The organism is Rhodovulum sp. DZ06, assembly GCF_050586345.1.
Classification (GTDB): domain Bacteria; phylum Pseudomonadota; class Alphaproteobacteria; order Rhodobacterales; family Rhodobacteraceae; genus JBOCEF01.
Genome location: NZ_JBOCEF010000014.1, coordinates 30101 through 42933, shown reverse-complemented (window position 1 = coordinate 42933; position 12833 = coordinate 30101). Strand labels below are relative to the sequence as shown.

10 protein-coding genes and 1 tRNA gene are annotated in these 12833 nt (G+C 74.1%); 6 read left to right on the top strand and 5 right to left on the bottom strand.

Annotation, left to right across the window (positions count from 1 at the left end):
- Positions 1 to 37: 37 nt before the first annotated feature.
- Positions 38 to 1588, top strand: coding sequence for an acyl-CoA synthetase (locus ACQ5SO_RS08590; RefSeq protein ID WP_430941176.1), 1551 nt, complete (start codon positions 38 to 40; stop codon positions 1586 to 1588).
- A gap of 21 nt (positions 1589 to 1609) precedes the next feature.
- On the opposite strand, the gene ACQ5SO_RS08585 is transcribed toward ACQ5SO_RS08590, so the two are convergent.
- The gene (locus tag ACQ5SO_RS08585) at positions 1610 to 1972 is read right to left on the bottom strand and encodes an MmcQ/YjbR family DNA-binding protein (protein WP_430941175.1); all 363 of its coding nucleotides are present in this window, start codon (positions 1970 to 1972) and stop codon (positions 1610 to 1612) included.
- Between the two features lie 200 nt (positions 1973 to 2172).
- Here ACQ5SO_RS08585 and ACQ5SO_RS08580 point away from each other — a divergent pair, with 200 nt between their 5' ends.
- On the top strand, positions 2173 to 2892 hold the full coding sequence (locus tag ACQ5SO_RS08580; RefSeq protein ID WP_430941174.1) for a TetR/AcrR family transcriptional regulator: 720 nt from the start codon (positions 2173 to 2175) through the stop codon (positions 2890 to 2892).
- 234 nt (positions 2893 to 3126) lie between these two features.
- Here ACQ5SO_RS08580 and ACQ5SO_RS08575 read toward each other — a convergent pair whose 3' ends face one another.
- Together ACQ5SO_RS08575 and ACQ5SO_RS08570 are read right to left on the bottom strand one after the other, a co-directional pair.
- Positions 3127 to 5871: a hybrid sensor histidine kinase/response regulator gene (locus ACQ5SO_RS08575; RefSeq protein WP_430941173.1), complete on the bottom strand. Its 2745-nt coding sequence runs from the start codon at positions 5869 to 5871 to the stop codon at positions 3127 to 3129.
- A gap of 315 nt (positions 5872 to 6186) precedes the next feature.
- A complete protein-coding gene (locus ACQ5SO_RS08570) occupies positions 6187 to 6801 on the bottom strand; it encodes a molybdopterin-dependent oxidoreductase (protein ID WP_430941172.1) in 615 nt (204 codons plus the stop codon).
- Between the two features lie 286 nt (positions 6802 to 7087).
- Here ACQ5SO_RS08570 and ACQ5SO_RS08565 point away from each other — a divergent pair, with 286 nt between their 5' ends.
- Positions 7088 to 7702: a response regulator transcription factor gene (locus ACQ5SO_RS08565; RefSeq protein WP_430941171.1), complete on the top strand. Its 615-nt coding sequence runs from the start codon at positions 7088 to 7090 to the stop codon at positions 7700 to 7702.
- Positions 7703 to 8271: 569 nt separating this feature from the next.
- On the opposite strand, the gene ACQ5SO_RS08560 is transcribed toward ACQ5SO_RS08565, so the two are convergent.
- Entirely contained in the window at positions 8272 to 9336 is a 1065-nt protein-coding gene (locus ACQ5SO_RS08560; RefSeq protein WP_430941170.1) for a glycosyltransferase family 4 protein, read from the bottom strand.
- A 523-nt stretch (positions 9337 to 9859) separates the two neighbouring features.
- A tRNA-Lys gene (locus ACQ5SO_RS08555) sits at positions 9860 to 9934 on the bottom strand.
- A gap of 263 nt (positions 9935 to 10197) precedes the next feature.
- Here ACQ5SO_RS08555 and moaC point away from each other — a divergent pair.
- The 3 genes from moaC to lexA all read left to right on the top strand — a co-directional run bounded on the left by moaC (position 10198) and on the right by lexA (position 12673).
- Positions 10198 to 10674: a cyclic pyranopterin monophosphate synthase MoaC gene (moaC, locus tag ACQ5SO_RS08550; protein ID WP_430941169.1), complete on the top strand. Its 477-nt coding sequence runs from the start codon at positions 10198 to 10200 to the stop codon at positions 10672 to 10674.
- A 5-nt stretch (positions 10675 to 10679) separates the two neighbouring features.
- Positions 10680 to 11864: a molybdopterin molybdotransferase MoeA gene (locus tag ACQ5SO_RS08545; protein WP_430941213.1), complete on the top strand. Its 1185-nt coding sequence runs from the start codon at positions 10680 to 10682 to the stop codon at positions 11862 to 11864.
- Positions 11865 to 11965: 101 nt separating this feature from the next.
- The gene (lexA, locus tag ACQ5SO_RS08540) at positions 11966 to 12673 is read left to right on the top strand and encodes a transcriptional repressor LexA (protein ID WP_430941168.1); all 708 of its coding nucleotides are present in this window, start codon (positions 11966 to 11968) and stop codon (positions 12671 to 12673) included.
- Positions 12674 to 12833 lie beyond the last annotated feature (160 nt).

Below are 12833 nucleotides of genomic sequence, written 5' to 3'. Positions count from 1 at the left end.
GCCCCCGCAGGGAGGACGCCGAACAGAAGGACAGCCCATGCTGCATCCGTCGCACCACGCCGCCGTCACGCCGGACAAACCCGCCTACATCATGGCCGGGTCGGGCGAGACGATCACTTATGCCGAGCTTGACCGCATCTCGATGAAGGGCGCCCAGGCGCTGCGCCGCCTCGGGGTCGGGCCGGGCGACAACATCGCGCTGATGATGGAGAACCGGCGCGAGTTCATGGAGATCGTCTGGGCCGCGCACCGCGCCGGGGTGATCTACACCGCCATCAGCCGCTATCTCGGCCCGGCCGAGGCGGGCTACATCCTGCGCGACTGCGGGGCCAAGGCTTTCATCGTCTCGGCCGCGGACGCGGACAAGGCGGCGGCGATCCGCGCCGAGGCGCCGGATGCCGCCTGCCTGACCGTGGGCGGCGCGGTCGAGGGGTTCCGGCGCTGGGAGGACGCCGTGGCCGAGGCCCCCGCCACGCCCCCCGCCGATGAATGCGCGGGCGAGGACATGCTCTACTCCTCCGGCACCACCGGCCGGCCCAAGGGGATCCTGCGCGGGTGGGAGAAACGCCCGGTCGACTGGGCCATGCCCGTGGTGCCGGTGCTGGTCGACGGGCTCTTCGGCCTGTCGCAGGACAGCACCTACCTGTGCCCTGCGCCGCTCTACCACGCCGCGCCGCTGCGCTTCACGCTCCGCGCGGCCTCCCTCGGGGCCACCTGCGTGATCATGGAGAAATTCGACCCCGAGGGCGCGCTGCGGGCCATCGAGACCCACCGCGTCACCCATGCCCAGTTCGTGCCGACCCATTTCGTGCGGATGCTCAAGCTGCCGGAAGCGGCGCGCGCGGGGGTAGACCTCTCGAGCCTGCAGAAGGCGCTTCATGCCGCCGCCCCGTGCCCGGCCGAGGTGAAGGAGGCGATGATCGACTGGTGGGGCCCGATCCTCGAGGAATATTACGCGGGCACCGAGGCCAACGGCATCACCTACGCCACCGCCGCGGAATGGCTGGCGCATCGCGGCACCGTCGGGCGGTCGCTGCTGGGCGAGATCCGCATCCTCGGCCCCGACGGGAGCGAGCTGCCGCGCGGCGAGACGGGGGGCGTCTATTTCGACAGCGGCATCGATTTCGAATACCGGGGCGACCCGGACAAGACCGCCGAGGCCTTCGCGCGGCCCGGCTGCTCGACCCTCGGGGATATCGGGTATCTCGACGAGGACGGCTTCGTGCACCTCACCGACCGCGCCGCCTTCACCATCATCTCGGGCGGGGTGAACGTGTACCCGCAGGAGACGGAGGACCTGCTGATCGCGCATCCCGAGGTGATGGACGCCGCGGTGTTCGGCATCCCGGACGAGGACCTGGGCGAGGCGGTGCACGCGGTGGTGCAGCCGAAGGGGGTCCCGCGCGACGGGCTGGCCGAGGAGCTGCGCGACTGGCTGCGCGCGCGCCTCAGCCACGTGAAGGTCCCGAAGGCGATCGAGCTGCGCGCCGAGCTGCCGCGGACCGAGACGGGCAAGCTGATGAAGAAGCTCTTGAAGGCGGAATACGCCGCCGCCCCGAAGGCGCGCAGCCCCGAACCCGCGGGCTGAGGGGGAGGCAGCGGGCGGCGCTCAGGCCGAAAGGCCCAGCTCCGCCCGCTTCGCCTTGCTCAGCTTGGCCCCGACCATGCGGCGGCTCTCCTCGACATGGGCCTTCAGCTCGGCGTCGCCCAGCGTCTCCGGCCCGGTCCGCTGGATCCATTTCAGCCCGCGCGAGGCCATGTAGGGCGCGGGGCGGCAGCCGGGGGCGTCCGAGAGGATCTCGAACCCCATCTCGGTGGCCTTGAAGGTGACCATGACCTCGCCATCCTCGCCCGACCGGCCCATGGCGTAGACCTTGCCGCCGATCTTCCACACATGCGCGTCGCCCCACTGGCGCACGAAGGTGGAATGGGGAAGGGCGGCGCAGAAGGCGTCGAACTCGTCCAGGGTCATGGCGGCGGCTCCGGGGCGGGGGCGAAGAGGGCGGCGAAGGGGGACCGGGCGCATCACGCCCCGCGGGGCGGCGCGGGTCAAGGGCGTCTTCACGGGCACCTATGGGGGCGCCTATGGGGGCGCCCGTCCGGGCGCCTTTGCTTGGGCGCGCGAAGCGGCTAGGAACGAAACTGGAAAAAGACACCGGAAAGGGGCGGGACGTGAGCGAGGCGCACGAGGCGGATATCGACGGCGGCGGCAGCCACAAGGGCGAGCAGACGCGCGCCCGGATCAAGCGCGCGGCGCTGACGCTCTTCGCCCAGAAGGGCCTCGACGGCGTCTCGGTGCGCGAGATCCTCAAGCTCGCCGGGCAGAAGAACGCCGGGTCGATCAACTACTACTTCTCCTCCCGCGCCGACCTGGTGCAGGAGCTGATCCGCGACGTCGCCGTGATCCTCGACGAACACCACACCCGCCGCCTCGACGCGCTCGAGGCCGCGGGCGGCCCGCACACGCTGCGCGAGCTGGCCGAGATCCTGATCGACGCGCCCTCCCTCTCGGACCCCAACCGGCAGGAGGACGACCGCTCGCTGCGCTTCCTCAACATGGTGCTGCTGAACCACCGCCAGAACCTGTTCGACGCGATGCGCGGGCTCGACGGCGGCACGCGGCGTTGCCTGACCCGGATGCGCGAGATGATGCCCGAGATCCCGCAGCGGATCCTGGCGCAGCGGCAGATGCTGGCGATGATCTACGTGATCGGCGCGACCTCGACGCGCGAGGCGGCGCGGGACGATCCCGACGCCTGGGCCCGCCTCTGGGGCGGGGAAGCGACGCGCGAGACGCTGGCCGACACGGTGGTGGGGATCATGACCGCGCCGGTGGACGCGGCGACCCTCGCCGCCCTGGCCCGGGACGAGGCGCGCGGCCAGGCGGTCTGAGCCCCCCGGCGCTCGGTCCACCCGGTCGTCCCCCGTGTCCGGCCGCCCGGTCGGCCCCCCGGTCGACCCTCCCGTCGGGTCTTCCATCAGCCCCGCGGTCGGCGCCCGCCCGCTCCTCGGTCGCCCCGGGGGGCGCCCCGGGGGCCGGGCCTTGGTGCGCCCGCCGGGCGGTTCCGCGCCCCGTGCCGCGCGCGCCGCGCGGGACGCCGCCTGCGCCCCGGCCCCCCGCGGGTCTCAGGCCCCCCCGACCCGCTCGGGGTTCTCGGCGGTCGCCGTCGCGGTGGCCTCGAGCGCGGCGCGGCAGATCGCCCAGGCCTCGGCCGCCCCGCGCGCCGCGGCCTGCACGCCGTCCTGGTCCCCGTCCCGCGCCGCGCGCTCGAGCTTCGATAGCCGCTGGTGCAGGGCCATGGCGCCGAAGCTCGCCGCCCCGCCGGCCAGCCGGTGCGCCGCCTGCGCCGCCGCGGCGCCGTCCCGCGCGGCCAGCGCGCCGAGCGTCGGGACCACGCGGTCGCCCTCGGCCAGGAAGCGGATCGCCAGCTCCAGCGCCGGGCCCTGGCCCAGCTCCGCCTGCATGTTCTCGAACCGCGCGGGCGACAGCGCGCCATCGCCGCCCGCACCCGCGCCCGCCGCCTTGCCGCCGGCCGGGGCCGGCCTCCGCTCCCCAGCCGTCCCGGCCTCCCCGTCCTGCAGCAGGGCGCCGGGCAGGTTGCGCAGCAGCGCGTCGAGCGACTCGGCGGCGACCGGCTTGGTCAGCACGCTGTCCACGGCGTCCCCGGGCCCGCCGGCCTCGACGGTGACGTCGGCGGTGACGGCGTGGATCGGGGCATGGGCCGAGGGGCCCCCGCCCGAGCGGATCCGGCGCGCGGCCTCGAACCCGTCCATCCGCGGCATGCCGATGTCGAGGAGCACGAGGTCATAGGCCCGCGCCCCGGCCATCACCACGCCCTCGACCCCGTCCCCGGCCTCGTCCACCTCGGCCCCGCGGCGCATCAGCATCCCGCGCAGCACCGCGCGGTTGATGCTGTTGTCCTCGACCACCAGCACGCGCGGCGCGTCGGCGCGGGCGGCGGCGATCCCGCCGGATGGGCCCGGCGCGGCCCCGGTTGCGGTCCCGGTTGCGGCAGGGGGCGCGGCAGGGGGCGTGGCGGCAAGTGGCGTGGCGGCTGCGGCCGCGGATTGGGCCGCGGCCTTGGGCGTGTCGGCGGCGGGGATCGCCGCGCGGACGGGCAGGGTGACGGTGAAGATGCTGCCCTCGCCCGGCTCCGAGACCACGTGGATCGCGCCCTTCATCGCCTCGACGATGCGGCGCGAGATGCCGAGGCCCAGCCCCGTGCCCCGCCGCCAGCGCGCGCGCGATCGGTCCAGCGTCTCGAAATCCTCGAACACCCGCGCCAGGTCCGCCTCGGCGATCCCGGCGCCGGTGTCGATCACCCGCAGCTCGAGCATCGCGTCCTCGCCGCGGCCCAGGATCTCGCCCTCCAGCGTCACCTCGCCGTTCTCGGTGAACTTCACGGCGTTCGAGAGCAGGTTCAGCAGCACCTGGCGCAGGCGCGGCCCGTCCAGCATCAGCCGCGGCGGGTGCGGCCCGATCCAGCGCATCGACAGCCGGTCGCGCCGGCGCTCGGCCTGGGCGACCTGCGAATCGAGCGACTCGCGCATCAGCGCGGGCAGGTCGGTGGCGCGCGGGCGCAGCTCCAGCCGCCCGCTGTCCATCCGGCTGATGTCGAGCACGTCGTTCACGTGCTGCATCAGGATCCGCCCCGAGGTCTCCATCATCCGGCGCAGGTCGTCGCGCTCCTCCTCGGTGCGCGCGTCGCGCATCAGCGCCAGCGCCCCGAGGATCCCGTTGAGGGGGGTGCGGATCTCGTGGCTCATCACCGCGACGAAATCGGCCCGCGCCTTCTCTCCGGCCACCGCCCGGTCGCGCGCCTCGATCAACGCCTCCTGCCAGGCGCGGCGGGCCGAGATGTCGCGGATGAAGGCGATCAGCAGGTCCTCGCCCCCCGCCTGGGCCGAGCGGATCGAGAGTTCGACGGGGAACACCCGCCCCGTCTTGTCGCGCCCGTAGCTTTCCATCGGGCGCTTGTCGATGATCCGCGTCTCCTCTCCGCCCTGCCAGATCTCGCGCCCCTTGCGGTTGGCGGGGACCAGGTTCGGCGGCGTCATCAGGTCGTCCACCGTCTCGCCGATCGCCTCCTCGGGGGAATAGCCGAACATCTCCACCGCGACGTCGTTGAGGTCGAGCAGCCGCCCGTCGCGGTCGGTGACGATGATGGCGTCGAGCGAGCTGCGCAGGATGGCGTCGAGCCGCGCGGCGGTGGCCGCGGCCTCGGCGGCGCGGGCGGTCATCGCGTCCTTGCTGCGCCACAGGGCGGCCGTCATCGCCGCCAGCGCGCCGACCAGCGCGCAGGTCACGAGGGCGAGCAGCGCGAGGGTGTCGGACACCCGCTCGCGCAGCGCCCGGGCGCGGGCGGCCTCGGCCCCGAGGCCGATCACCCCGAGCCGCCGGACGCTCTGCGCCATCACCGCGGCCTGGGTCTCGAGCCCGGGCAGCGCGGCGCGCAGCGCGTCGTCGTCGCCGTCGATCGCCGCGACCGAGGCGTCCAGCCCGCGCTTGAGGCGGCGCAGCAGGCCGTCGAATTCGGGATCGGCGCGCAGGTGGCGATAGGCGTCGCCCTGGGTCAGGGTCGTCACCCGGCTGTAGAACACGTCGAAGCGGCGGCGCACGTCCTCGAGATCGCCGAAGTCGTGCCGCCCCTCCAGCACCGTCTCGTGGATCGCGACATGCAGGGTCTGAAGTTCGGTCTCGGCCCGGGACAGGGTCCACTCGACATTGTCCGCCTCGGCGGTGTCGAGCTCCTGGATCCGGGGCGTCACCTGCAGGCCGAGCGCGGCGATCAGCCCGAGCAGGCCCAGCAGCGCGGCGGCGACCGCGAACAGCCGCCACAGGCGCGGGCGCGCCTCGAAGGCGGGATGCACCCGTCTCACGGTCGCCCGGAGCGGCCCGCGGCGCCCATGATCCGGCGCCAGAGCGCGCCGCGCAGGCGCCTCCAGGCCCGTTCGAATCCCCGGTCGGGGGGCGGCGCGGCCCGGCGCGTCGGCATCGTCTGCATCGCGGCGTCCTTCCCCTCGTCTTCCGCGCGGCCCGCCGTCCCGGCGGCGCCCGCGCCCTTCCGCCCGCCCGTGCGGGCGGCCGTCCCCGAGATGTGGCACAGCCGCGGCGCGCGCACATCCCCCAAACATGTCCCGCCGGCCCCGTCTCGCGCCCGCGCGGGCGCCGCGGCCGCGCGGGGCCTAGTCGACGATCTCGAGCCGGTCGAGCTGCCAGACCGAGCGGGCGTAGATCTCCTCGGTGCGCCAGGCCGGGTCCGCGTCATAGGGGTAGACGATCCAGATCGGCCCCTTGTCGCGCACGCTCATCGGCGCGCCGTCCATCTCCAGCGCCAGGATCGGCCCGGGCGCGCGCGCGTCGGCGACCGGCATCTCGATCATGTAATCGTTGATCGCGGTGGCCATGAGGACGCCCCCGGCGACCCCCAGCCGTTCCATCAACGCCTGCAGCGGCGGCCCCGAGAAGCGCACCGCCCCGTCGGTCCAGTTGGTGCGGGTGGTGAAGCTCTCGGTTCCCAGCGCCTCGAGCATGGCGCGGTCGAACATCGCCTTGCCGCCGACATTGGCGACCCCGATGGCGCCGGACACGACCAGCAGCACCTTGCCCTCGGGCTGGGGCAGGGGGGCGGGCGCCTGCTGCGCCTGCTGCGCCTGCGCCTGCGCCGGGGGCGCGGCGACGCAGAGCGCCGCGGCGACGAGTGCGGCGCAGAGCGCGGCCCGGAGCGCGGCCCGGAGCGCGGTGGCGGCGCGCCGGGGCGTTGACCGGGCGGGCGGGGGCGACCTCCAGCGGGCGTGCATGGGCGGATCCTCGGATCTGTGGCCGGGTGCGGGACAGGGTTTAACAGTTCTTAACGCATGGCCGCTTCGCGGCGCCCGCGCGTTAACGGACAGGGGACCTACCCTTTCGGACAGGTCCGCCTTGCCGCCTTGCGGCGCCGGGGCATCTGGTGCGGGCCGGACGGCGCGGCGCGCGCGCGCTCCGCACCTTGCCGCCCGAGGCTTGTCCGGGGGCCGTTTCCTCGATTAACGTGGTCTCCCGCTGCGCCAGTTCAGCGCACCGCCCCGAACGACGGACGACCACACGATGCGTATCCTGATCGCCGACGATCACGACCTGCTGCGGGACACCCTGCGGCTGTACCTCGAGACCGAAAGCGACATGGACGTGCAGACGGCCGCGGATTTCGACGACGCCATGGAGCTCGTGCGCGGGACCGACCCGTTCGAGGTGGTGCTGCTCGACTACAACATGCCGGGGATGCGCGGGCTCGACGGGCTGCGCGACATGCAGCGGGCCTCGGGCGGCAAGGTGGCGCTGATCAGCGGCGTCGCCACGCGCCGCGAGGCGCAGGCCGCGCTCGACGCCGGGGCCGCCGGGTTCCTGCCCAAGACGCTTTCTGCCAAGTCGCTGGTCAACGCGGTGCGTTTCATGGCGATGGGCGAGGTCTACGCCCCGATCGAGTTCATGACCGCGCCCGAGGAGCCGGCCGGGGCGCACCCGCTGGTCGACAAGCTCTCGCGCCGGGAATACCAGGTTCTCGAGGGGCTCAGCGAGGGCAAGTCGAACAAGGAGATCGCCCGCGACCTGGAGGTCCAGGAGACGACGGTGAAGCTCCACGTCAAGACGCTCTACCGCAAGCTCGGGGTGTCCAACCGCACCCAGGCGGCGCTCAGCGCGCGCGAGGCCGGGCTGTTCTGAGCCGCGGCGCCGGGCACGGCGCCCCGCAGGCCGCCTTCCGCGGGCGCGCCGCCAGGATTCCGTCCGACGGCCCATCCCGCGGCTTATCCCGCGGTCTGTCCCTAGGCTTGGCCCCCGGCTCCATCGCCTGCTCCCGCAGAACGGACCCATTCCCCGGCAATGTTCCCCGCTCATGCCGAAATCCCCCGTGCGCCGCGCGGGGGCCATCCGTGTCGCGCGTCCCGCAGGGACGCACCCCTTCCGCACGCGCGCGGCCTCTCTCCCGGGATGCTGCGCCGTCCCCACAGACTGCGCGGCATGGCGGCCTGGCCGCCCGAGGCGCGCTTGCGCGCGGAAGGGGTCTCCACCGCCCTGCGCCGCCCCTGGGGTCGGGGGGGGGCGACGGTGCGCCCGGGGCTGCCCTCGCTAGCCCTCTTTCCCTGCATGAAAGGGGCGGGTCCTGTCGCGGCCGGGGGACGGCGACGCAGGAAGGGGGCCCGGACGGATCCCGCGGACGCGAACACCGCCCGCGGGAATTCCGGATCGACGGACCGGGCGCCGCGCGCGGCGGCGTCCGGCCCGGTCCGCGCTCAGCCGAGCGCGGCGACGAGGGTCAGCGTCGGGCGCGCGGGGCGCAGCCGCGGCGCCGGGCGGGCGGCGCGCTTCGCCGGCGCCGGGGCATGGCGCGCAAGGCTGTCGAGGGTCAGCGCCCAGCGGGTCTCGAACCGGTCCATGGCGCGGTCGGCCTCGACCCGGGCGCGGGCGATCTCGAATTCCGGCGCGGGCTCGGTCGCGGCGCGCGAGATGGCGGCGGTCCAGGCGCGGGCGGTCAGCCCGGGGACATGCCGCGCCCCGGCGCAGACCTGGTCGCGCAGCCCGCCGGCGCCCGAGGCGATGGCGATCCGCCCTGCGGCCCGGGCCTCGAGCGTCGAGAGCCCGTAGGCCTCCCAGCGCGAGGGGGCGAGCACGGCGTCGAGCCCGCGCATCGCCTGCACCGGGTCGACCGCGTGGCCGTGGAAGCGGATCCGCGGATCGCCCGCGGCCTGCTCGACCAGCGCGTCGCGCATCGGCCCCGCGCCGATGATGTCGAGGGTCAGGCCCGGGTTCTCGAGCTTGCGGAAGGCGGCGATGGCGATGTCGACGCCCTTCTGGCGGGTGAGGCGCCCGAGCACGCCGAAGCGCCGGGCGGGGCGCACCGCGGGGGGCAGCGCGGCGAAGCCCGACAGGTCGGAGGCCGGCGGGATCACCCCGATGCGCCCGTCCGGGACCAGCCGTTCGGCCAGCAGCCAGGCGGCCTGCGCCTCGGAGCAGGCGATCACCCGGTCGAAGCGCTTGTAGACCTCGCGCAGCGCCTCGATCCCGTGCGGGCCGCGCGACACCGCCGGGTGCCCGGGGGCGAGGGCGTGCTCGACATGGACCAGCGGCAGGTGCGGGACGGCGGCGCGCAGCTCGGCCGCCGCGCGCGGGGTCAGCCATTCGGCCGACAGGTGCGAGACGATGACGTCATGCCCCGAGGTCGCGCTCAGCCGGTCGCCGAAGGCGAGCGTCTGGACCTCGTGCACATGCGGGGCGACGGTCTCGAGATGCGCCAGCGTGCGCGTCAGCGCGCCGGGCATGACGTCGTCCAGCAGGTGCAGGATGCGTCTCGTCTTCATGGCGGTCCCTCCGGTCTTCGCGGCCGTTCGGCCGGGCGGTGGAGCGGCGGGCCGGAAGGTGCTGCGGCGCGCCCTGCTGGGGGCGGTCCCGCCGGTCCCCGGCCGCGCCGTCACGGGGGCGCTGGGGGAAGGGGCGGAACATCGGCGCGTCGCGCGGCCTGGTCCGGTGTCGCTCGGCCCGGGAAGCGTGGGGCGCTTCGGGTCGCGATTTCGTTAACCAATAGATACCGCGGCGGGGTCCGGGGGTCCCCGCCCAAGCTGGACACCGGGCGGGCTTATCGGTGCAGAAACCTGTCCTTTCGTACAGATTTATTCGCATATGAACCGCGCCCCGGGCGCTGTTTCGAAGGGAAACTTCAAAGGGCTGAAGAGACTCGAAAGGCGGGGCGTCGATTTGCAATTTTACATTGCTTTGACGTTCATCTGGCGAGTCGCGCCGGGGAGGGGCCGGGGAGGGGCCGCGCGGCCGGCGCCCGAAACGGAAACGGGGCCGGATGCGCTTGCATCCGACCCCGTCCGAAACTGGTGAGCGGGGTGGGGATCGAACCCACGGCCAACTGATTAAAAGTCAGTCGCTCTACCGCTGAGCTACCCGCCCTCACCGGCATCCGCGTCTCCGCGTCCGCCTCCGTTCCCGCCGCGCCGCCGCAGCCGCTCCGTCCGGGAACGGGCGCTTGTTACGGGGCCGGGCGGCGGGCGTCAACCCTCTCCGGGCGCAGTTTTTTCGTTAGCCGTCATCGAGGCCCCCGAAGGGCGTCCCGGCCCCCCCCGAACCGCCCGCTTGAAACCCGCGCCCGAACCGGGGCAGGGTCGCCCGCAACATGCGCCGGGGCGCGCGCCCGGCCCGCGAGGGAGACCCAGATGAGCCAGCTGACCCATTTCGACGACAAGGGCGCCGCCCACATGGTCGACGTCTCGGACAAGGCCGAGACGCACCGCACCGCCATCGCCCGCGGCGCGGTGGAGATGGCGCCCGAGACGCTGGCGCTGATCACCCAGAATCGGGCCAAGAAGGGCGACGTGCTCGCCGTCGCGCGCCTCGCCGGGATCATGGGGGCCAAGAAGACGGCCGAGCTGATCCCGCTCTGCCACCCGCTGGCCCTCTCGAAGGTGGCGGTGGAGCTGACGCCGGACCCGGAGACCAGCCGCGTGCTGATCGAGGCGACCGTCAAGACCACCGGCCCGACGGGGGTGGAGATGGAGGCGCTGACCGCCGTCACCATCGCGCAGCTGACCGTCTATGACATGGTCAAGGCCGCCGACAAGGCGATGCGCCTGACCGATGTGCGCCTGGCGTTCAAGGAGGGCGGCAAGTCGGGCCGCTACGAGGCGGAATGAGCGCGCTGCTCCCGGTCCCCGAGGCGCTGGCCCGGGTCCTGTCGCTGGTCGAGGTGCTGGGCGAGGAAGACGTCCCGCTGACCGAGGCCGCGGGCCGCGTTCTGGCGCGTCCGGTCCACGCCCTGCGCACCCAGCCGCCCTTCGCCGCCTCGGCCATGGACGGCTACGCGGTGAAGGGTGCCGAACTGCGCCCCGGCGCGGTCTTCACCGTGGTCGCCGAATCCCGCGCCGGGGAAGGCGCGGGCCGGGCGCTCGGCCCCGGCGAGGCGATCCGCATCTTCACCGGCGCCCCGGTCCCCGAAGGCGCCGACCACGTGGTGATCCAGGAGGATGTGCGCCGCGAGAGGGACCGCATCACCGTGCTGCCCACCCTGGGCGCCGGGCCCAACATCCGCCCCGCGGGCCTCGATTTCGAGGAGGGCCAGGCCCTGCCGGTGCGCCGCCTGCGCCCCGCCGACATCGCGCTCCTCGCCGCCTTCAACCACGCCTCCGTCCCCGTGCGCCGCAAGCCGGTCGTCGCGCTGGTCGCCACCGGCGACGAGCTGGTCGAGCCGGGCCAGGCCCCCGGCCCGGACCAGATCGTGTCCTCCAACTCCTACGGCCTCCATGCCATGCTGCGCGCCCACGGCGCCGATCCGCGCCTGCTGCCCATCGCCCGCGACAGCCGCGCGGCGCTGACCGAGGCGCTGGAGGCGTCGCGCGGCGCCGACCTCGTGGTCACGCTCGGCGGCGCCTCGGTCGGGGATCATGACCTGGTGGCCGAGGTGTTCGGGGAAGGGGGCCTCGACCTCAGTTTCTACAAGATCGCCATGCGTCCCGGCAAACCGCTGATGGCCGGGCGGATCAAGGACGGGCCGATGATGGTCGGGCTGCCGGGCAACCCGGTCTCGGCCATGGTCTGCGGCCACCTGTTCCTGCGCCCCGCGCTCGACGCCTTCGCGGGGCTGCCCGCCGGGCCGCTGCCGCGCGCCCGCGCGCCGCTCGCCGCCGCCGTTCCCGCGACGGCGGGGCGCGAGCACTACGCGCGCGCCGCGCTCGAGGACGGACCGGACGGCCCGCGCCTGCGGGTGTTCAACCGGCAGGACAGCTCGGTGCTGTCGCTGCTGGCCGACGCGGACGCGCTGGCGGTGTTCCCCGCGGGCGCCCCGGCGATGGCGGCGGGGGAGATGGCGGAGTACATAAGGCTCTGAATTGCTCAACCTTTGCGGGTATTTTGCGAACCCGGATTGACACAAACGGGGAACGTCTGTAGAACGTCTGCGAGGGATTTGCAGGACGACCCGGAGGCGACATGCTCACCAAAAAGCAGCGCGATCTGCTCGTGTTCATCCACAAGCGCGTGCAGAGAGACGGGGTCTCCCCCTCGTTCGACGAGATGAAGGACGCGCTCGACCTGCGCTCCAAGTCCGGCATTCACCGCCTGATCACGGCGCTGGAGGAACGCGGCTTCATCCGCCGCCTGCCGCACCGCGCCCGCGCGATCGAGGTGCTGCGCCTGCCCGAGGACGTGGAGGTCGCCGCGCCCGGCCCGCGGACCGCGGCGACGGCCTCCGAGGACGAGGCGCTGGCCGCCGTCGCCCCGGGGGTGATGAGCGCGGCGGAGCGCGCGGCGCTGGCGGGGTCGATCCCGCTGATGGGCCGCATCGCCGCGGGCGTGCCGATCGAGGCGATCCAGCAGGCCTCCTCGCATATCGTCGCTCCGGCGGGGATGCTCGCCGCGGGGCACGAACACTACGCGCTCGAGGTCCGGGGCGACTCGATGATCGACGCGGGCATCCATGACGGCGACGTGGTGGTGATCGAACAGCGCGACAGCGCCGATGACGGCGACATCGTGGTGGCGCTGGTGGAGGAGCAGGAAGCGACCCTGAAGCGCCTGCGCCGCAAGGGCGGGATGATCGCGCTCGAAGCGGCGAACCCGGCCTACGAGACCCGCAGCTACCCCGAGGACAAGGTCCGCATCCAGGGCCGCCTCGTGGGCCTGATCCGCACCTACTGACCGGCGGGGGGCGCCGGCGGGGGGCGGCGCGAACCGGGGGTCACCCTCGACATCGCAAGCGCCTGCCAAAAGGGCCGTCCCGGGATCGGGGCGGCCCTTTTGCGCGGAGCGGTGCGGCGGCTGCGCGCGGGGGGGGGGGCGGCGGAGCGCGGGGGCGGCG

Coding starts and splice junctions, on each gene's coding strand:
- ACQ5SO_RS08565 (WP_430941171.1), top strand. CDS start 7,088: ATGCGTATCCTGATCGCCGACGATCACGACCTGCTGCGGGACACCCTG.
- ACQ5SO_RS08590 (WP_430941176.1), top strand. CDS start 38: ATGCTGCATCCGTCGCACCACGCCGCCGTCACGCCGGACAAACCCGCC.
- ACQ5SO_RS08570 (WP_430941172.1), bottom strand. CDS start 6,801: ATGCACGCCCGCTGGAGGTCGCCCCCGCCCGCCCGGTCAACGCCCCGG.
- ACQ5SO_RS08585 (WP_430941175.1), bottom strand. CDS start 1,972: ATGACCCTGGACGAGTTCGACGCCTTCTGCGCCGCCCTTCCCCATTCC.
- lexA (WP_430941168.1), top strand. CDS start 11,966: ATGCTCACCAAAAAGCAGCGCGATCTGCTCGTGTTCATCCACAAGCGC.
- ACQ5SO_RS08560 (WP_430941170.1), bottom strand. CDS start 9,336: ATGAAGACGAGACGCATCCTGCACCTGCTGGACGACGTCATGCCCGGC.
- moaC (WP_430941169.1), top strand. CDS start 10,198: ATGAGCCAGCTGACCCATTTCGACGACAAGGGCGCCGCCCACATGGTC.